This is a genomic window from Microbacterium sp. R86528 (assembly GCF_044596335.1).
Lineage (GTDB): Bacteria > Actinomycetota > Actinomycetes > Actinomycetales > Microbacteriaceae > Microbacterium > Microbacterium marmarense.
Genome location: NZ_CP138996.1, coordinates 2,591,214 through 2,609,026 on the forward strand (window position 1 = coordinate 2,591,214; position 17,813 = coordinate 2,609,026).

Below are 17,813 nucleotides of genomic sequence, written 5' to 3' on the forward strand. Positions count from 1 at the left end.
GGCATCAGATTATCGACCTGTGGCCTGGTCGTAGGCTGGGCGGGTGATCGAGAACCAGAGGAAACAACGCCGCGCAGACCGCGTTCGCCGTCGATGGGCTCGCCTCGGAGCGCTTGCCACGATGGTATCGGTGTTGCTTGTCGGTGGCGCGGCGGCACCTGCGATCGCGGATTCCCAGAGCGCCTCTGATGTGGTGCTCGCTGACGTGGACGACTTCACATTTCAGAGCTTGGACGTCGAGTACGAGCTAGGCCGTGCAGACGACGGCACGAGCACTGCTCTCGTGACCGAGACGTTCGTGGCGTTGTTTCCCGACTATGACCAGAACCGCGGCATGCGGCGCAGCATCCCTGATTCCTATCTAGACGCGCCTACTGACCCCCAACTCATTTCGATCACTGATGGTGAGGGCAACGAGCGCCCGAGTGAGATTGACCACGACGACGGCTACTACTCGATGACTTCGCGCTCAGACGACTATCTGCAAGGGCCGCAGACGTATGTGTTCACCTACACGCTGATCAATGTCGCCCGTTACTTCGAGAACACCGGCTCCGACGAGTTCTATTGGAATGTCAACGGCACCGAGTGGCGCCAGTCATTCGGCCAAGTTACGGCTCGGGTGACGATGTCGGATGAGTTGGATGCTGCGCGAACCGGCCAACAGGCCTGCTATGTCGGATACGCCGACGACACCACCGCGTGTGCGATCGCCGACGAAGGTGACGTGATCGCCGCCGGTGCGTCGAATGTGCTGGCATACCAGACGATGACTGTCGCAATAGGCTTCGAGGCCGGCACATTCGCCACGTTCGATTCGTCGGTGTTTGCCTCGGGATGGGGCTGGGCGCAGCTGCTCGCGGCGCTTGCACTGATCGGATCGGTGGTGTTGGCCGGCGTGAATCGGGCACGATTCCTGCGAGACGCGCCGGGGCGACCCACGATCATCACCGAATTCTCTCCGCCACCGGTGATCGACGCGCTCGAGAGCGCGGTGCTGCTGGGCCTCACAACAAAGGCGATTCCTGCTGAGGTTCTGGAACAAGCCGTCGTGGGAAGCATTCGCATTATTGAGGGCGAGCGAAAGCTCTTCGGCGGCACGAAGCTCATCGCCCAACTGGTCGACCCGTCTAGGGCAGATGGCGATGGGCGCATGCTCTTGAAAGGTCTCTTTCCGAGCGGTCAGCCGGGAGAGGAGTTCGAGTTCGGGCGCAGCGATACTCGCTTCTCCTCCGCGGCGCAGGGGATTTTGAAGGCGGCGCAACAAGAGCTCACGAACCGAGGCCTGCGGCGTGAAGTGCCATCCGGGGTGCGCGCTGTGCCGAGCCTCCTGGCGTTCGTCTCTGCTGCGGCCGTGGTGATCTTCGGTTTTCTCGCGATCGCCAACTTTGTCTCTGCACTCGTGCCGATTGCGTTGTTGATCGCGGCGATTCCCGCGTTCTTCGTGGCGATCGGGCTGGTGGCTCACAAACCCTTGACCGCCAAGGGTGCAGAGATCCGAGACCATCTCAAGGGACTCAAAGTGTTCATCGAGTGGGCTGAGGCTGATCGCATCCGGATGCTGCAGTCACCCGCCGGTGCGGAACGGGCGCCCATCGACACCGCGGACTCACGACAGATGTTGCGGCTTTACGAGACGCTGTTGCCGTTCGCAGTCGTCTTCGGCCAAGAGGAGGAGTGGGCACGAGAGCTTGCGGTTCTGTATGGTGCGGGCAACTCGCCGGGTTGGTACGTGGGTGCTGCAGGCTTCAATGCAGCGTCATTCTCGAGCGGCATCTCTACGCTTTCGGCCAGCACCGCGTCGTCGTCGTCGACATCGGGCGGCTCGAGCGGCGGCGGTTCGGCCGGTGGTGGTGGTGGCGGCGGTGGTGGCGGGGGAGTGTGAGTGGCTTCGCCCGCGCAGCATCCATCGACTTTTGCGCAAAAGTAAGGCCCGGTCAGAGAGGCTTCTGACCGGGCCTTGTCCCTTGCACCAAGAGTGTCCTGCAATCACATGTCGGTAGCTGCCACAGCAAAACAACTACCGTTCCTGAACTCTATAACGGAAAGATAACGGCGGCAAGCCTTTTGCGTTATCTGTTTGTGATTATTTTTTCCTGCGTCGCGTCTCGCGCTATCTGTATGGCTGGCGGCGTCAGCGGGACGACGGGAGAGTGAGGATCTCGGCACCGGTCTCGGTGATCGCGATGGTGTGCTCGGTGTGCGCGGTGCGGCTGCCGGTGGCGCTGCGGAGGGTCCAGCCGTCGTCATCGACGACGAGCTTGTCGGTGTCGGCCATGATCCACGGTTCCAGGGCGAGGAGGAGTCCGGGGCGCAGCTGGTAGCCGCGGCCGGGGCGACCGGTGTTGGGCACGTGCGGGTCGCCGTGCATCGTGGTTCCGATCCCGTGCCCGCCGTACTCGGTGTTGACGAGGTATCCATCGGCCTTGAGCACCGTGCCGATGGCTCGAGAGAGGTCACCAATCTTCGCGCCGGGGCGGGCGGCAGCGATACCGGCAGCAAGCGCACGCTCGGTTGTGTCGATCATCGCGAGGTCTTCCGGGCGCTGCTTCTCACCGACGGTGAAGCTGATCGCGGCGTCGGCGGCGATGCCTCCCGTCAGCACAGCGAGATCAAGGGTGAGCAGATCGCCGTCGGCAAGGGCGTAGTCGTGCGGCATTCCGTGTAGTACCGCGTCGTTGACGGCGGTGCAGATGTAGTGACCGAAGGGTCCGTTCCCGAAGGAGGGGGCATAGTCGACGTAGCACGACACGGCGCCAGCGTCCAGGATCATCTCCTTCGCCCAGGCGTCGATCTCAAGCAGGTTCGTGCCGACGGTCGCGCGCGCTTTCATCGCGTGCAAGACATCGGCGACGAGCGCTCCACTCACACGGGCTTGGTCAACCTGGGCAGAAGTCAGGATCTCGATCATCGTGCTCTCCCTTGGATATCGGGATAACTATACCGATTCCACGGATGCTGGTAATAGTATTGGCGACGTGATGGTGCGGCTTCCCCTCAGCGCTGCGGACCTTGACCGCGGCCGCAGGCTCGGCGCGGCACTGCGCCAAAAGCGCGGCAGGCGAACGATGCCCGAGGTCGCGCTCGCGGCAGGGATATCACCGGAAACGCTCCGAAAGATCGAGTCGGGACGCATCGCAACGCCGTCGTTCCAGACGGTCGCCGCGATCGCCGGCGCGGTCGGCCTCTCGCTCGACCAGCTGTGGGCCGAGGTCGAAGCATCAGCCGTCGCATAGCGTTCTGCCATGGAAGAGCCGCTATCGGTCAGTCAAAAAAACTGACACTCGAACCCCACGTCGGCTACTTCGCGTTCTGTCAACTCGAGTGAGATCAGACAGCGCGGGTGCGAAGATCGAAGCATGGCTAGCGATCGCAAGGACCGAGCTGATGAACGGCGGGCCGATGGTGACAACGACGGGCCTGTTGAAGAAGAGCTCGAGCTGGAATTCGAAGATGTCGTAGGCGAGGGCGCTGAGCGACTGCACCGCACCTTTCGCGCGACGCTTGTGACCGGTTTTCTCGGCGGCGTCGAGGTGGGTGTCGGTGTACTCGCCTATCTGGGCGTGCTCTATGCCACCGGCGATCAGCTGCTCGCCGGTGTGGCGTTCAGCGTTGGGCTGATTGCGCTGCTCTTGGCCCACAGCGAGCTGTTCACCGAGAACTTTCTCATGCCGATTGCGGCGCTCGTTGCTCGAGAAGGAACGGTCTTGCAGCTGGTCAAGCTCTGGTCGGGAACGCTGATTGCGAACCTATTCGGTGGCTGGCTGATGATGCTCATCATCGTGACCGCGTTCCCTGAATGGCACGAACTTCTCACCGAGACAGCGCACCACTTCATCGACGCGCCTTTTGACTGGCAGTTCGTAGCGCTCTCGATCTTGGGGGGCGCAGTGATCACGTTGATGACTCGGATGCAGGAGGGCGCGCACTCTGAGATGCCGAAAATCGCCGCAGCGGTCGTCGGAGGGTTCGTGTTGGCAGGGTTCCAGCTCTTCCATTCAATTCTCGACTCGCTGTTTGCATTCGGGGCGATCATCAGTGGCGCCGACGTCAGCTATCTCGACTGGATGGGCTGGTTCTTCCCCGTGCTCGGGCTCAACTTGCTGGGCGGTGTGGCGCTGGTCACCGCATTGCGCATTGTGCGCGGCGGCGAGCTGTTCGAAATTCGCAGACGCAACAACAAGCACGCGAAAGCCGAATATTAGGCCTACTCCGAGAGCGACCGACTGAGAACAGACAGTGTCGCCGCACGTGCCTTGAGCGCTGCGTCTCCGCGACGCGCGGCGAGCAGCGACACCACCGACTCGGTCAAGAGCATGAGGGCCGCACGTGAGGTGTGTACGAGTTCTTCGCGAAACGAGTCATCGATAGGAGCGACGACGAGTGTCACATCAGCGCGCTCAGCGGCGGCAGACCGGGGGAACGACGTGATCACCAGCACGGTGGCACCGCTCGCGCGCGCGGCATCGATCACTTCAAGCGTCGCGCGGTTGGCACCCGAGCCGGAAACAACCAGACATGCTGACCCCTTGCCGAGCTGAGCCGCCGTGATCTGCTGGCCCATGGTGTCAGACATGTATTCGGCGGATCGCCCACTAGACACCAGCCGCATGGCAAGGTCGAGGCCGAGCGGAGCAGACAGGCCATTCGCCGCTACGAGAACCCGGTGCGACTCGTCCAACACCCGCACGAATTCTTCCAATGCCTCCTCGGTGAGGGCGGAGGTCGTTTGGCTGAGCCGGCCCGCTACGCGCTCGATCGACGCCCTGACCGCGCCAAGCATGGTTCCATCCGAAGCATCCGTCGCAGTTGGCGCGCCAAGCGCCACTTCGCGTGTGAGGGCCACGCGCAGCTGCGGGTAGCCGTCGTAACCGAGCGATTGCGCGGTGCGAATAACCGTCGCCCGCCCCACCCCGACAAGGTCGGCGATCTCTTGGGCAGTGCGTTCGATGGCTCTCTCGGCGTCGCCAGCGATGGCCTCGGCCACGCGTCGCTCGCTCGGTTGCAGCGACGGAGCGAGCATCGCGATCCGCACGGTAGGGGGTGCCTCAGCCGACCCTGTCCACATCGCGGCTCCTTGTTCTCTTCGGTTTGGCGGGGGTCTTCCCTGACACACGGGCGCCGTGCATGATTCGTCGCCGTATTGCGCCCGAGATGGCATCCATCAGCATCGTCACGACGATGACTACGATCAGCAGCATCCCGACCGTATCCCACTCGCGAAAGTTGGTGTAGTTCGCGAGCATCGTACCGATGCCGCCGGCGCCAACGAGGCCGAGTACGGCAGAGGTGCGAATGTTGATCTCGAATCGGTACAGCGCGAACGACATCAGCGTGGGGGCAGCGGCCGGCCATAACGCCCAGCGGGTCACTTCGGCGGTGCCGCCGCCCGCGGCGCGGACGGCCTCGGACGCTCCTTCTTGCACAGACTCGACCGTTTCGTAGACCCACTTGCCCTGAGTTCCGATACCCGCGATGCCGAGGGCCAGCGCGCCGGTGAACGGGGTGAGCCCGGTGATGGTCAGAAGGATCAGGGCGATGATCACCTCAGGGACGGCGCGGATCACCGCAAACAGCCAGCGAAGCGGCAGGCGCACCCACGCGGGTCCGACCGAGTGGGCAGCCAGCATGCCGAGCGGAATGGAGACGACCACACACATGATTGCGCCCACCCACGCCATCGAGATTGACCGCCACATCTCGAACAGCGCGCGCGGCAGCTTCTCCCAGTTCGGGTTCTCGAACATCAAGACCGAATAGTGCCACACCTGTCCAGGTACGGCGCCCAGGTCGCTCCAGTCAATCGGCAATCCTGCAGCAGCGACGACGATGATCACGCCGGCAACGAGTGCCCATAGCGTGGGCACCAAAAGTGACGGACGCGGTGGCACGGCGAAGTCGGTGTGCTGAAGACTCATACGAGACGCCTCCGGAGTGCGTTGGACGCGATTTCGATCAGGATCACCACGACGAGAATCTCGAGAATGATGATCGAAACATCGTCGTACGCATAGAAAGCGCGTCGTTCGTCGAGAAGTCGACCGATGCCACCAGCGCCGACGATTCCGAGGATGGCCGAGATGCGCACATTGAGCTCGAGCGTGTAGAGCCACTGGTTGGCAAAGAGCGGCCACGACTGCGGCAGGGCCGTCACGCGGTTGATCTGCGCTTGTGTGCCGCCAGCGGTGTGACCCGCTTCCATGTAGTGGTGGTCGGCCGAGTCGATCGCTTCAGAGACCAGCTTCACGATGATGCCGATGTCGAACAAGAACAACGTCATGAGGCCAGGCAGGGCACCGACGCCGACCATCGCGACCAGGATCGTGGCGTAGACGAGGTCGGGGACTGCGCGCACGACATTGATGACCGTGCGGACGGTATTGCGGGTAAAGGAGTTCGGGTTGGTCGGAGCTGCCGCCCACAGTGTGAGAGGCACCGAGACGATCGCGGCCGCGACGGCGCCGACCAGTGCCATCTGCAGCGTCTCGATCATGGGCCCGATGGTGCGGGGAATGAACGAGAAGTCAGGCTGGAACAGCTGTGCCATCAGACCCGAGCCGTTGTCCCAGTTGCGAATTAGCGCGCCGAAGTCGAGGTTGATGCCGCCGATGGCAGGGGTACAAGTAGCGATAGTGAAGGCGACGAAGGCGGCAACGATCAGGGCGACGCGCAGCCGCGCCGTGGGCTTGGGCGGAAGCGTGAATTCGCGAGCGGGTGCACTCACGAGCCCAGCCGATCATCTGGCTGGATTGGCCGGCCGTAGATCTGCTCGAAATCGCTCTCGGTGGCGTCTGCCGCAGAGCCGTCATACACCAGCTCGCCGTCGCGCAGGCCGATCATGCGGGTCGTGTAAGTGCGCGCCAGATCCATCAGGTGAATGTTGACCAGCACGGTAAGGCCGGCGTCGGTGTTGACGCGACGCAAGTCATTCATCACGGTGTGCGCAGTCGGGGGGTCAAGGCTGGCCACCGGCTCGTCGGCCAGCATGACACTCGGCTCTTGGGTTAGGGCGCGCGCAATCGCGACGCGCTGCTTCTGGCCGCCCGAGAGCTGGCCAGCTCGAATCCATACTTTTTCGAGCATGCCGACTGAGTCGAGCGCGCCGAGTGCGAGTTCGCGGTCATGGGGTGTCGTGATGCCGAGCATCGTGCGGTAGCTCGGCGTGTGCGCGAAGCGGCCGACGAGCACGTTGCGATACACACTCGTGCGATCGGCGAGGTTGAAGCCTTGAAAGATCATGCCGATGTGTCCACGCAACCGGCGAAGCTCGCGACCTCGCATGCCCGTCACCGTGTGCGGTCCTACGGTGACCGTGCCGCTGGTGGCGCCCACCAGCCCGTTGATCGTGCGGATGAGCGTCGACTTTCCCGAGCCCGAAAGCCCGACGATCGAGACCATCTCGCCCGCGGCGATGTCGAGTGACACTCCGCGCAGAGCGCGGGTGCCGTTGGGATAGGTCACCGACACATCGTCGAGACTGATGGACCACGACGCGGAGGCCGAGGGGCTAACCCCGGCCTCCGCGCGATGCGGGTCAATGTGCATGCATCGACTCTTTCAGTGAGTTGTTCAGTTCGAGAACTGAGCGAGGATCTCGCCGTAGCGAGCGATCTCGTCTTCAGCGGTTTCGCTGGTCCAGTCCGACAGGCCAACGAGGTCGAACATGACGCTCGCTGCCTCTTCAGACGAATCGGCGTAGCCATCCATCAGCTCGGTAAGGTCGGTCACGAGGTCAGCGGGCAGCGTGTTCGAGACAGCCACGCCACCGTTGGGGATCATGTCGGTGTAGGCGAAAGCCACAACCTTGTCGGCGATGTCAGGTGCCTCTTCGGTGACCGTGGTGCGGGCATCCCAGTAGGCGAACCCGATTTCAGCGTCGTCGTTGTAGACCGCAAGAACCGCGTTGTTGTTGCCCTCGACGGGAACCTGCGTGATGCCTGCGTCGGTGTCGATGCCCGCTTCGCGCATTGCCACGACGGGGTACTGGTAACCGGCAGGTGACGTTGCTGCCTGCAGGGCAACCATGGTGCCGTCGCTGATCTCAGCCAATGAGTCGAGGCCTGCTGCGCCCTGGCCCATGGCCGCCTCGCCGGCCGCTTCGATGCCGTTGCAGTACGACAGCTCGATGTCACTCGCCGCATAGGTTGACATCACGGGCTCGTCGGCGCAGTACTTGTCTGGGTTGTTCGTGAAGGCAACCGAGGCGTATGAGGTGGCACCGAAGCGCACGTCGCGAAGAACCAGTTCTGCGTCGTAGCGCTCGGTGGCGTTGTACAGCGATCCGGCGTCGGTGATGATGACCTGGGCCTGGTCGGCGCCGAGCGCCTCAACCGTGGCCGCGTAGTCGGTAGCGACCACGCCGTTGACCTCGATGCCGAGGTTGTCAGACAGGTAGGTCGTCAGGGGGTCGAGCGCTTCGGCGAGGTCTTCGCCCTCGACCGACGGCACGAGCGAGATCGTGATCGATTCGGGCCACTCGGTGACCTCTTCGGTCGACGCGGTGTCGGTGCTGCTGCTGCAGCCGGCGAGGGCGAGGGCGGCGGTAGCCGCGACACCCGCGATGAGCAGGGACTTGCGCATAATCAGTTGGACCTTTCGGTGGACGTGGTGTTCGGGATGGCGGAAAGAGAAGTTGATGTCGCGACCCAGGCGATGATCTCGTCGTAGAGGTCGGCCAGGCTAGCGCCACGCATCGTGGTGGCAGCTGTCGAACGTGATGCGGTGGCTCCGACCAGTGCGGTGTCGGCGCCCAGACGGCTGGCCGGTGCGAGGTCGAACTCGAAGATGTCGCCGATAGAAAGTACGGGGCCGCGATCAAGTGCAGCGGCGATCACTGGCTCGAGCCCGTCGGGCTTGCCAACGCTGAAGTGCATTGCGTCGAACACTTCGGCTACGCCCCACGATTGCAGCACTGCGACGACGCCACTCCCGGGTGCGTTCGTGGCCAGTTCGAGGTTCGCTTGGTCGCCGATGCGCTCGAAGAACTCGGCGAGACCCGCGGGTGGGCTCACCGCTGCGCCGTGGGATCCAAGAATGGCGCGCGACGCGTTGTACGAGGCGCCGATGACGTCACGGTCGATTCCTTCTGACACCGCGACGCTTGTCACGGCGTCGTATCCGTCGCGGTAGCTGTGCTCACCGCTCTCGAATGCTGCCAGTGCAGCATCCGCTCGGCCGATGAACTCGGCGTCGTTTACTCGAGTCGAGATCTCGCGGGCGAACGCGGTGATGGGGCCATCACCGAGGGCAAGGGTGCCGTCGAAGTCGAAAAGTATGGTGGGGCTCACGGCTCTCCTTCTCATCCGGGCTGCTTTCCAACCCGGGGTGGACGTTGCGTCCATAGTGACTGGTGAATGTGGACGGAATGGCCGTGGTGCGTAAACAGTGTGTGAACTCCGTGCCACTGTCAGCCCCGTACGCTGGTGGCTTGTGATCGACGCCCTGCACGCTGCGGCCCATCAATCCGAGCGCGATGCCGTAGCAGCGCTTGACGAACACTCATGGCTGGGTGCTGCGATTGACGCGGACGTCGCAGCCCGGCGCTTCGCTGAGTGGGGGTCGTCTACCGTTATCGACGAGAACGTCGGCGCCGCGGTGATCGGCCGAGAGCTCTTCGATGCCCTGCACGATCGCGCCCAGCTGCAAGCACAGTGGCCCGTGGGTAACGCGGGAGCGTTGCACGTCTACGGGTACTTGCTCTCGACGGTAGAGACGCCCTACGGACTGAAGCGTGACCGATGGATGGACGGACACCTCGCGGTCGCATGCGGGTTGCCCGCAGACGCCTTTGTGCCGTGGGCTTCGCCTCGCACGCTGCTCGAGCGCGTTGGCGACGCGGCGCACTCAGTGCTGGCGCGTGCCGAGTGCGTTCGCCACGCCGGTGGTGCGACGCTTGCCCTCGAGCGGGCAGTGGAATCGGGGGAGTGGGCGCTCGTGTACTCGGTCGATGGTTTGCTCGTCACAGCCTTTCCGGTGGCGTCGGCCGATCCGGTTCTTGCAGAGTGGGATTCTGAGCCGCAGCGACTGCGCTGGAACGGCGTGCGATGAAATGCTCTCTCAAGCGGCGATCGTCGACGCGAGGTGAAATACCCCCCAGGGTATGCTAGATTCTGTGTAGGCAACCCGAGAGGATCACCATGTGCATGCGAGTGACCTGCCCGACCTGCGGCAAGGCAACGTGGGATGGCTGCGGCCAACACATTGAAGAAGCGCTGGCGGGCGTTCCCGCCGAGCAGCGCTGCGAGGGGCACGGTAATGCCTGACCTGTTGGATACGACCCAGCCGAAGACCATCGTCGTTGTCGGCGGCGTTGCGGGAGGGATGAGCTGCGCTGCTCGAGCCAGGCGCCTCGACGAATCGGCGAACATCATAGTTCTCGAGCGCGGGGAGCATGTCTCGTTCGCAAACTGCGGCCTGCCTTACTTCGTCGGGGGAGAGATCGAAGATCCTGCCGCGCTGCTCGTGCAAACCCCCGCATCACTTCATGCCGCGCTCGCACTCGATGTGCGCCCTGGGCATGACGTCGTCGGCCTCGACGCGTCGCAGAAGACCGTCACGGTGCAAACCGCCGACGGCCAGCAGAGCATTGGCTTCGACGCGCTCGTGCTCTCACCGGGCGCTGCAGCCTTCGTGCCGCCGCTGCCAGGAATCGACTCGCCCCGCGTGCGCACGCTGCGCACCGTGAATGATGCCACCGATCTTCGAGACATGGTCACCGGCGGAGCGCGTCGCGCGGTCGTGCTTGGCGCGGGCTTCATCGGAATCGAAGCAGCCGAAGCGCTCGCCGCTCAGAATCTCGAGGTGACGGTCGTTGAGCTTGCACCCCAGCCGTTGCCTCCGATGGAACCCGAACTCGCGTGGCTGATTACCGAGGAGTTGCGGCAGCTCGGCATCGACCTGCGCGTCGGAGTGGCGGCGGCATCCATCGAACCAGGCATCGATAGCGACAGCGTCGTTCTCGCCGATGGTTCGAGGGTGGATGCTGACATGGTCGTCGTTTCAGTGGGAGTGCGCCCTGACACCTCGGTGTTCGAGCAGGCCGGAGTCGCCTGCGAGCGAGGCGCGATCATTGTCGATTCCCACGGTCGCACCAACGTTCCCGGCATTTGGGCGGTTGGCGATGCCACGCTCAGCGTCGACAAAGTCACCGGCGCTCGCCGTCCCGTGGCGCTCGCAGGGCCAGCGAACCGCGCTGGCCGGCTGGTCGCCGATGACATTCTGCGTCCAGACCACGCTCGTGAGATTCCTCAGCCGGTCGGCACGGCCATCGTGCGCGTCGGCTCGCTCGCCGCAGCGCTCACGGGCGCGAACCGTCGAGCACTCGTCGACGCGGGTGTGGCGTTTCGCACGCTCCACCTGCACGCGAACCAGCACGCCGGCTACTTTCCCGGTGCCGCCCAGGTGCACCTGATCGTGCACATCGCTCCCGAAAGCGGCCTGATTCTCGGCGCCCAGGCGGTCGGCCTCGAGGGTGTCGACAAGCGCATCGACGTGCTGGCAACCGCAATTCGTGCGGGCATGACGGTCGATGAGCTGATCGATCTTGATCTGGCATATTCGCCCCCATACGGCCAGGCGAAAGACGCTGTCAATCTCACGGGCATGGTCGGCGAAAACGTGCTCAACGGCACGCTCGCGCTCTGGTACGCCGATGACCTCACCGAGGCGCTCGACAACGCTCTCGTGCTCGATGTGCGTCGCGCCGACGAGTGGGTGACCGGCCACCTTCCCGGGGCCCTGCACATTCCCCACACTGAGTTGCGTGAGCGGATCGATGAGGTTCGCGAACATGCCGCCGGACGTCCCGTGCGCGTCATGTGCGCCTCGGGCGTGCGCTCGGCAATCGCCCACCGCGTGGTCACCCAGGCGGGAATGGAATCGGCATCGCTGTCAGGCGGCATTCTCACGCTGCGTGCGACGCTCGGCGATCGCGCGAGCGAGCTGCTCGAGACCGAAGCGGTGTTGCAACCGGTGTGATCTGCGTGCGCTGATCGCCTCGAGATGGCGCTGTCCCCGACGCTGTTGGCTATGTGGCGTCGGGTGACAGTTCACGTGCCCGCGTGAGCATGTCTCGAAACTCTTCGAGATTCAGATCGGATGCTGCCGCGAACGTTACGGCAGCAGCGCCCACTTTCACGTTGCCGAGCAGCGCAGATCGCTGCTGAACGAGATACGCACTGCCTTCAGCGGCGTTGACGTAGACAGACAAGTGCCTCTTCTGCACGGCAAGACCGACGAGAAACCACTCCACGTCGGCGCCTTTCGGACGCTTCTGGTGGATCACTCCGTAGCCGATGATCTGCTGCTCGGTTCCGCCCCACATTTTGCCCCGCCAGAGCGTGCGACTCAGCCCAGGCATAGCAGCGAGGATCATCTCGTCGAGCACGCGCAGATTGTCGCTGCGATCCGAACTGTCGATGAATGCTCGAACATCGTCTGCGACCATCTCCATGGCGCGATCCTATGCGAGCGGCGACGTTCCGCTACGCAGAGAATCGCGGAATGAGCGCGGGCGTGCGCTTCTTGTAAGCGGCATAGTCATCATTCGAGCCCCAGCGCTTGTCGGCCTTCGCCTCGAGGAGCGGAATACCGCTCACTTTCGTCAAGAGCAAGATGACGAACAGCGGCGAGATAAGGGCAACCCACTGCCACCCGCTCAACACGGAAACCGCCACGAGGGCGACTCCGATCCACAGCAGAATCTCGCCGAAGTAGTTGGGGTGGCGCGAACGCGACCAGAGTCCACTGCGAATGAAGCTGCCTTCGTTTGCGGGATCGGCTTTGAACGCGGATTTTTGCACATCTGCGACGATCTCGAAGATGATACCCACCAGCCACACCGCGACCCCAACGATTGCGAGCCAACCGATCGGTTCCCGCGCTGTCGCGCTCGTGCTCATCGCAATCCACGCGGCGGAGGCCGTCAGGCTGACCCAGAGCGCCTGCAGCATCCACACCCGCAAGAACACCAGCGGTGAGTTCTTGAACTCATCGAAGCGATCGTCAGATCCTGCCTTGTGAATGCGCATGAACAGGAACGTTCCGAGCCGCGCCGCCCACACAATCACCATCGCCGCCAAGATCCAGGTGCGCGCATCAGGTGCGGGAGCAAGCAGCAGCAATCCGATCGAGATGCTGATGAATGTGAGGCTTCCGGTCAAATCGAAGAAGCGCTCTGTTTTGGCCAGCATCGAGGGAACGTAGACGATCGCCTGAATGACGAATGCTGCCGCGACGGCCAGGGCGAACAGCGGCAAGCCGCCGACGGTGGCACCACCCTGGCTTCCTGCCCAAGCGACAAGGCCGCCCAGGACGATGGCGACGATGACGGCGATCAGTGAGGCGCGGTTCTTAGAGTCCATTGCGTATTCTTTCAGGATCGGTCAGCGGTAGAGGTTTTCAACGGTGGATGCCGCGCGTTGCAGCACCACATTCCGCTTGATCTTCATCGTGGGTGTCACCAGCGTCGTGTCGGCCAAGTCTGTGGCGACCAGTGTGAAGCGGCGCACTTGCTCGCTGTGGGCGACAAGTGAATTGGCTGCGTCGATGGTGGCTTGGATGTGTCTGCGCAGACCAGCATCGGCAACCTCATCGAGGATCGTGGCATCGGGGGCAGCGAGCACGACTCCGGCGGCATCCGCCCACTTTGCCGTCTCTTCTGCATCGAGCAGCAATAGCGCCGACAGATACGAGCGTCCTTCACCCACCATCACCGCGTGAGAAATGAGTGGGCTTGATTCGACGGCGCTCTCCCACAGGGTGGGAACGATGGTTTTGCCATTGGACGTCACGATAACGTCTTTCAACCGCCCCTCAAGTACCAGGCGCCCATGAGCATCGATGCTTCCGAGATCGCCCGTGCGAAAGTAGCCGTCGACGAACGCGTCTTTGTTGTGGCGAGGGTTGCGATAGCCGGCGAACACACCGACGCCTCGGGCCAGCACCTCGCCCTGCTCGCTGATGCGAATCGCCGTTCCGGGCAGAGGTGGCCCGACCGTGCCAGAGCGAATGTTGCCCGGCAGATTGCCGGTGAGCGGAGCGGTCGTTTCGGTGAGGCCGTAGCCCTCGATGACTGGAACCGAAACACCCCTGAAGAATTGAGAAAGCGAGGCGTCGAGTGCTGCGCCGCCCGAGAGGATGTAGTCCACTCGTCCGCCCATGACGTCGCGCAAACGCCGGTAGAAGAGGTAGTCGAAGAACGCGTGGCGAAGTCGCAGGCCCAGGTGAGGCGACGCGTGGCTGTCAGCTTCGCGCCGTTCGCATAACTCGCCCCACGCGACCGCGGTGTCTGCCGCGGCAGACCATACCTTCGAAAGACCGCGGTCTGCCGCTTTGGTGGCGGCAGCGGCCTGGATCTTCTGCAGCACGCGAGGAACCACCACGATGAAGGTTGGGCGCAGCACAGCAAGAGTGCTCACGACGGCACTCGTATCCGAAAGGTGAGCGATGCGCATGCCGCTCGCCAGGCAGATGAGCTGGAGGCCTCGAGCGAGCACATGTGCGAGCGGCAAGAAGATGATCGTGTTGCCGCCTGAATGCACCACTTCGCCATAGGCCGCAGCGATGTTGAGCACCTGCCCGAGAAAGTTGCGGTGCGTGAGCACCGCTCCCTTGGGCTCGCCCGTCGTGCCTGAGGTGTAGACAATTGTCGCGGGGGAGTCGAGGTCGGCGAGGGCTCGACGTGCTTCGAGCCGCCGGTTGCTGATCTCGGCGCTGCGCGCGGCGAGGTCAGCGATGCTGCCTCGCGGCTGGCCGGGGGATGTTTCGTCCATCGCCCACGCGCCGAGCGCACCGGTGCCCGTCTTAGTGAAGGCGGCGTCGAGCAGATCGAGCTGCGCGCTGTTGCCGCCGATCGCGAGCACCACACCAGCGTCAGCCACGATCGACGCGACTTGAGCAGCAGATGAGGTGTCATAGATTGGCACAACCACACCGCCGGCGAACCACGATGCGAGGTCGGCGACGGCCCACTCGTAGCGGGTCGGTGCCATGATCGCTATGGTGTCGCCTGGCTGCACTCCTGTGGCAATAAGGCCCTTCGCGAGCGCGCGCACCTCGTTGTGAAACTCTCGCGTGCTGACTTGTCGCCACGCTGAATCGAGGGCATTGTGCGGCGGCACCTCGAATGCGATGTGATCAGGTGCTGCGAGCGCCCGGCGGGTGAGCAGGTCAGTGACATTTCGGTGGTCGCTGACGTCGACCAAGAGCGCTGTAGCGGAGTCCCGCACCGTGTGTTCCTTTCGCATGCACGCCGATCGGCGCGTGTGCTTCTTCATTCGTAGCCCATCGCTCAACGGATTGGGGGCGGCGCGCGCACCTGATAAGCACCGGACGAGATCACCCCGCTGAGCAGTGAGCGATGTATCGTTGAGTATCGGTAGATATATCGTCGGCCGAATTCGGCCATCGACGCGAGCAGGAGGAAATGATGAACGAATCAACTTCGAGCAATCAGCCCGGTGGGTCGCAACGGCCACGCGGTTTCAACGGAGACGCGGGCTTCGGTCTCTGGGAGGCATTTGAGGGCCTCCGCGACGTTCTCGGTCAGGGAGTGCGCATGGCCACCCCACGAATGGGACGCGGAGACGTTCGAACGGCCATTCTCGCCCTGCTCTCGGAAGAGCCGATGCACGGCTACCAGATCATTCAGCAGATCGAGTCGCGCAGCGGCGGCGCGTGGAAGCCCAGCCCAGGCTCGGTGTATCCGACGTTGCAGCTGCTGTCAGACGAGGGGCTTGTGCACGCTGAAGAGACTGCTGAACGCAAGACATACTCGCTGACCGAGAGCGGTCGCGAGGTGGCCGCAGCAGCAGATGGCTCACTGCCATGGGAGACCCCCAGCTTCCGCCATTCAGAAAACTCGACAGCGCTGCCCAAAGCTGGCGCGAAGCTCGCCCAGGCGATCGTGCAGGTGTCACGCGGCGGCACACCCGATCAGGTCGAGCGTGCGGTTGCCGTGATCGACGAGGCGCGACGCAAGATGTACTCCATCCTCGCCGAGGACTGAGCGTGCCGACATCCGGCCGACGTCACGCGCTCGCTGAGATCACGCCCCGTCGAGCGCGGGTGCGATACCGGCGGATCATGAGGTTTGCCGCGCGTTTCATGCTGCAAGCGTGGTGGTTTGAACTCGTTCTACCGCGCTTCGGTATGGCATCGCTCGCTGCGCGCGGGCGCAACGCGCGCATGCAGCACCTCGCGCGGCGCTTTCACGCGCTCGCGATTGATCTCGGCGGACTCATGATCAAGGTCGGGCAGTTCATGTCGTCGCGACTCGATATTCTTCCGCCAGAGATCACCAGCGAACTAGAAGGACTGCAAGACGAAGTGCCCGCCGTCGACTTCGAGAGCATCCGTGCCCTTGCCGAGTCAGAGCTAGGGATGCCGCTGGAGCTGGCCTACGCGTGGGTGGACCCGAGCCCGATCGCCGCCGCCTCGCTCGGGCAGGTGCATCGTGCGCAACTCTCGTCAGTGCTCGCGGCCGACGCCGGATTCACAGCGGCGGTCGTCAAAGTGCAACGGCCGGGCATCGAAACCATCGTCGAAGTCGATCTCGCCGCCCTTCGAAAGATCGCCCGGTGGCTGTCACGAGTTCGGATCGTTTCGGATCACGCCGACATGCCCACGGTGGTCGAAGAATTCGCCGCGACCAGCCTGCAAGAGATCGACTATCTGCAGGAAGCCTCGAACGCTGACCGGTTCGCCAGTGACTTTGCAGGCGAGACGCGAGTGGCGACCCCGCAGATCGGTTGGGAGCGCACCACCCGGCGAGTGCTCACGCTGTCAGATGTCACAGCGATCAAGATCAACGACATTGACGGACTTCGGGCGGCAGGGATTGATCCAGCACAGGTGGCTGATGAGCTGGCTCGGGTGACATTTGAACAGCTCTTCGTTGCTGGCTTCTTTCACGCAGACCCGCACCCCGGCAACATCTTCGTCACCCCGCGCGCGGGCGCTGTTGACGGAGCCGGGCATGAGTGGGACCTCACATTCATTGACTTCGGCATGATGGGCGAGATCCCCGATGCTCTCCGACGTGGCCTGCAGCGGCTGGTTGTTGCTGTGGTGGCACGAGATGGCAAGGGCCTTGTCGAAGGAATGCAGCGCATCGGGGTGCTGCTGCCAGCCGCTGACACTGTCGATCTCGAACGAGCGATGACTGAACTCTTCGATCGGTTCGGCGGCATGGCGATGACCGAGCTGCAAGACGTCGATCCTCGCGAAATGGTCGACTTCGCCGACAGGTTCGGCGACACGATTCGGGAGCTTCCGTTTCAGTTGCCCGAGAACTTCTTGCTCGTCATTCGCACCATTTCATTGGTCTCGGGAGTGTGCAGTGCACTCAACCCGACCTTCAACATGTGGACGGCCGTCGAACCATTCGCCAACTCGCTCATGCGGGAACAGGGTGCAGGAACGATCAAGGGCTTCGCGAACGAAGCCGTCTCGATCGTCGGAATCATGGCGCGACTGCCACGTCGCATCGACGAGTTAGCAACGCGTGCCGAGCGTGGCCAGCTCGCCGTCAAGGCACCGGCCACCGAAAAGCGCTTGCGAACACTTGAGCGCACAGCTCGCCGGATCGTGTCAGCGGTTATCTTCATGGCGCTCCTCTTGGCGGGAGTGCTGCTGCGCTCGAGCGACCCCGTCTTCGGCGCGATCCTCATGGCGGTCTCGGTGCTCCCATTGCTGCACGCGACGTTCGCAGGGCTCCTCGCGCGGCGTTCGCGCGACTGACCAATCGAACGATTTGGGGTCGCCGTTTAGAGTGGAAGGTGCTGCGGCCGCTCGAGCTGCAGCATCCACCCCTT

General features: G+C 63.4%; 17 protein-coding genes. 7 read left to right on the forward strand and 10 right to left on the reverse strand.

Translation table 11 applies throughout. From position 1 onward, the window contains the following. The first annotated feature begins 43 nt into the window (after positions 1-43). Entirely contained in the window at positions 44-1,885 is a 1,842-nt protein-coding gene (locus SJY18_RS11970) for a DUF2207 domain-containing protein (protein ID WP_396667748.1), read from the forward strand. A gap of 249 nt (positions 1,886-2,134) precedes the next feature. Here SJY18_RS11970 and map read toward each other — a convergent pair whose 3' ends face one another. Further along, positions 2,135-2,911, reverse strand: a complete 777-nt coding sequence (gene map, locus SJY18_RS11975) for a type I methionyl aminopeptidase (RefSeq protein WP_337337283.1) — start codon at positions 2,909-2,911, stop codon at positions 2,135-2,137. 70 nt (positions 2,912-2,981) lie between these two features. Between map and SJY18_RS11980 the strand changes: the two genes are divergently transcribed. Both SJY18_RS11980 and SJY18_RS11985 read left to right on the forward strand, forming a co-directional pair. Then, positions 2,982-3,236 carry a helix-turn-helix domain-containing protein gene (locus SJY18_RS11980; protein WP_396667749.1) on the forward strand — a complete coding sequence of 85 codons (255 nt, stop codon included), beginning with the start codon at positions 2,982-2,984 and terminating at the stop codon, positions 3,234-3,236. Between the two features lie 123 nt (positions 3,237-3,359). Continuing rightward, a complete protein-coding gene (locus SJY18_RS11985; protein ID WP_396667750.1) occupies positions 3,360-4,205 on the forward strand; it encodes a formate/nitrite transporter family protein in 846 nt (281 codons plus the stop codon). Between the two features lie 2 nt (positions 4,206-4,207). Here SJY18_RS11985 and SJY18_RS11990 read toward each other — a convergent pair whose 3' ends face one another. From SJY18_RS11990 to SJY18_RS12015, 6 genes are read right to left on the reverse strand one after another with little or no spacing between them, the layout of a single operon-like run. Further along, on the reverse strand, positions 4,208-5,068 hold the full coding sequence (locus tag SJY18_RS11990) for a MurR/RpiR family transcriptional regulator (RefSeq protein WP_396667751.1): 861 nt from the start codon (positions 5,066-5,068) through the stop codon (positions 4,208-4,210). Beyond that, entirely contained in the window at positions 5,049-5,918 is an 870-nt protein-coding gene (phnE, locus tag SJY18_RS11995; protein ID WP_396667752.1) for a phosphonate ABC transporter, permease protein PhnE, read from the reverse strand. Before phnE (SJY18_RS11995) ends, SJY18_RS11990 begins: the two co-directional genes overlap by 20 nt. Continuing rightward, the gene (gene phnE, locus SJY18_RS12000; protein WP_396667753.1) at positions 5,915-6,724 is read right to left on the reverse strand and encodes a phosphonate ABC transporter, permease protein PhnE; all 810 of its coding nucleotides are present in this window, start codon (positions 6,722-6,724) and stop codon (positions 5,915-5,917) included. Before phnE (SJY18_RS12000) ends, phnE (SJY18_RS11995) begins: the two co-directional genes overlap by 4 nt. Next, on the reverse strand, positions 6,721-7,545 hold the full coding sequence (gene phnC, locus SJY18_RS12005; protein ID WP_337337288.1) for a phosphonate ABC transporter ATP-binding protein: 825 nt from the start codon (positions 7,543-7,545) through the stop codon (positions 6,721-6,723). Before phnC ends, phnE (SJY18_RS12000) begins: the two co-directional genes overlap by 4 nt. 24 nt (positions 7,546-7,569) lie before the next feature. After that, positions 7,570-8,580 carry a phosphate/phosphite/phosphonate ABC transporter substrate-binding protein gene (gene phnD, locus SJY18_RS12010; RefSeq protein ID WP_396667754.1) on the reverse strand — a complete coding sequence of 337 codons (1,011 nt, stop codon included), beginning with the start codon at positions 8,578-8,580 and terminating at the stop codon, positions 7,570-7,572. Between the two features lie 2 nt (positions 8,581-8,582). Next, complete coding sequence (locus SJY18_RS12015; RefSeq protein WP_396667755.1) at positions 8,583-9,287, reverse strand: HAD family hydrolase; 705 nt, start codon at positions 9,285-9,287, stop codon at positions 8,583-8,585. 142 nt (positions 9,288-9,429) lie between these two features. On the opposite strand from SJY18_RS12015, the gene SJY18_RS12020 reads away from it, so the two are divergent. After that, positions 9,430-10,047, forward strand: a complete 618-nt coding sequence (locus SJY18_RS12020) for an amino acid deaminase (RefSeq protein WP_396667756.1) — start codon at positions 9,430-9,432, stop codon at positions 10,045-10,047. A gap of 207 nt (positions 10,048-10,254) precedes the next feature. Next, a complete protein-coding gene (locus tag SJY18_RS12025; RefSeq protein WP_396668916.1) occupies positions 10,255-11,976 on the forward strand; it encodes an FAD-dependent oxidoreductase in 1,722 nt (573 codons plus the stop codon). Positions 11,977-12,025: 49 nt separating this feature from the next. On the opposite strand, the gene SJY18_RS12030 is transcribed toward SJY18_RS12025, so the two are convergent. Genes SJY18_RS12030 through SJY18_RS12040 form a run of 3 tightly spaced genes read right to left on the reverse strand, consistent with a single transcriptional unit; the run spans position 12,026 to position 15,227 of the window. Further along, the gene (locus SJY18_RS12030) at positions 12,026-12,451 is read right to left on the reverse strand and encodes a hypothetical protein (RefSeq protein ID WP_396667757.1); all 426 of its coding nucleotides are present in this window, start codon (positions 12,449-12,451) and stop codon (positions 12,026-12,028) included. Between the two features lie 31 nt (positions 12,452-12,482). Then, positions 12,483-13,361, reverse strand: a complete 879-nt coding sequence (locus SJY18_RS12035) for a DUF1295 domain-containing protein (RefSeq protein WP_396667758.1) — start codon at positions 13,359-13,361, stop codon at positions 12,483-12,485. Positions 13,362-13,382: 21 nt separating this feature from the next. Next, on the reverse strand, positions 13,383-15,227 hold the full coding sequence (locus SJY18_RS12040; protein ID WP_396667759.1) for an AMP-dependent synthetase/ligase: 1,845 nt from the start codon (positions 15,225-15,227) through the stop codon (positions 13,383-13,385). A 200-nt stretch (positions 15,228-15,427) separates the two neighbouring features. Between SJY18_RS12040 and SJY18_RS12045 the strand changes: the two genes are divergently transcribed. Both SJY18_RS12045 and SJY18_RS12050 read left to right on the forward strand, forming a co-directional pair. Continuing rightward, positions 15,428-16,006: a PadR family transcriptional regulator gene (locus tag SJY18_RS12045; protein WP_337337295.1), complete on the forward strand. Its 579-nt coding sequence runs from the start codon at positions 15,428-15,430 to the stop codon at positions 16,004-16,006. Between the two features lie 77 nt (positions 16,007-16,083). Then, on the forward strand, positions 16,084-17,739 hold the full coding sequence (locus tag SJY18_RS12050) for an ABC1 kinase family protein (RefSeq protein ID WP_396668917.1): 1,656 nt from the start codon (positions 16,084-16,086) through the stop codon (positions 17,737-17,739). The last annotated feature ends 74 nt before the right edge of the window (positions 17,740-17,813 follow it).

Bases quoted from the DNA above. Each gene is read 5' to 3' on its own strand.
- map (WP_337337283.1), bottom strand. From the start codon at position 2,911: ATGATCGAGATCCTGACTTCTGCCCAGGTTGACCAAGCCCGTGTGAGT.
- SJY18_RS11980 (WP_396667749.1), top strand. From the start codon at position 2,982: ATGGTGCGGCTTCCCCTCAGCGCTGCGGACCTTGACCGCGGCCGCAGG.
- SJY18_RS11985 (WP_396667750.1), top strand. From the start codon at position 3,360: ATGGCTAGCGATCGCAAGGACCGAGCTGATGAACGGCGGGCCGATGGT.
- SJY18_RS11990 (WP_396667751.1), bottom strand. From the start codon at position 5,068: ATGTGGACAGGGTCGGCTGAGGCACCCCCTACCGTGCGGATCGCGATG.
- phnE (WP_396667752.1), bottom strand. From the start codon at position 5,918: ATGAGTCTTCAGCACACCGACTTCGCCGTGCCACCGCGTCCGTCACTT.
- phnC (WP_337337288.1), bottom strand. From the start codon at position 7,545: ATGCACATTGACCCGCATCGCGCGGAGGCCGGGGTTAGCCCCTCGGCC.
- phnD (WP_396667754.1), bottom strand. From the start codon at position 8,580: ATGCGCAAGTCCCTGCTCATCGCGGGTGTCGCGGCTACCGCCGCCCTC.
- SJY18_RS12025 (WP_396668916.1), top strand. From the start codon at position 10,255: ATGCCTGACCTGTTGGATACGACCCAGCCGAAGACCATCGTCGTTGTC.
- SJY18_RS12030 (WP_396667757.1), bottom strand. From the start codon at position 12,451: ATGGAGATGGTCGCAGACGATGTTCGAGCATTCATCGACAGTTCGGAT.
- SJY18_RS12035 (WP_396667758.1), bottom strand. From the start codon at position 13,361: ATGGACTCTAAGAACCGCGCCTCACTGATCGCCGTCATCGTCGCCATC.
- SJY18_RS12045 (WP_337337295.1), top strand. From the start codon at position 15,428: ATGAACGAATCAACTTCGAGCAATCAGCCCGGTGGGTCGCAACGGCCA.
- SJY18_RS12050 (WP_396668917.1), top strand. From the start codon at position 16,084: ATGAGGTTTGCCGCGCGTTTCATGCTGCAAGCGTGGTGGTTTGAACTC.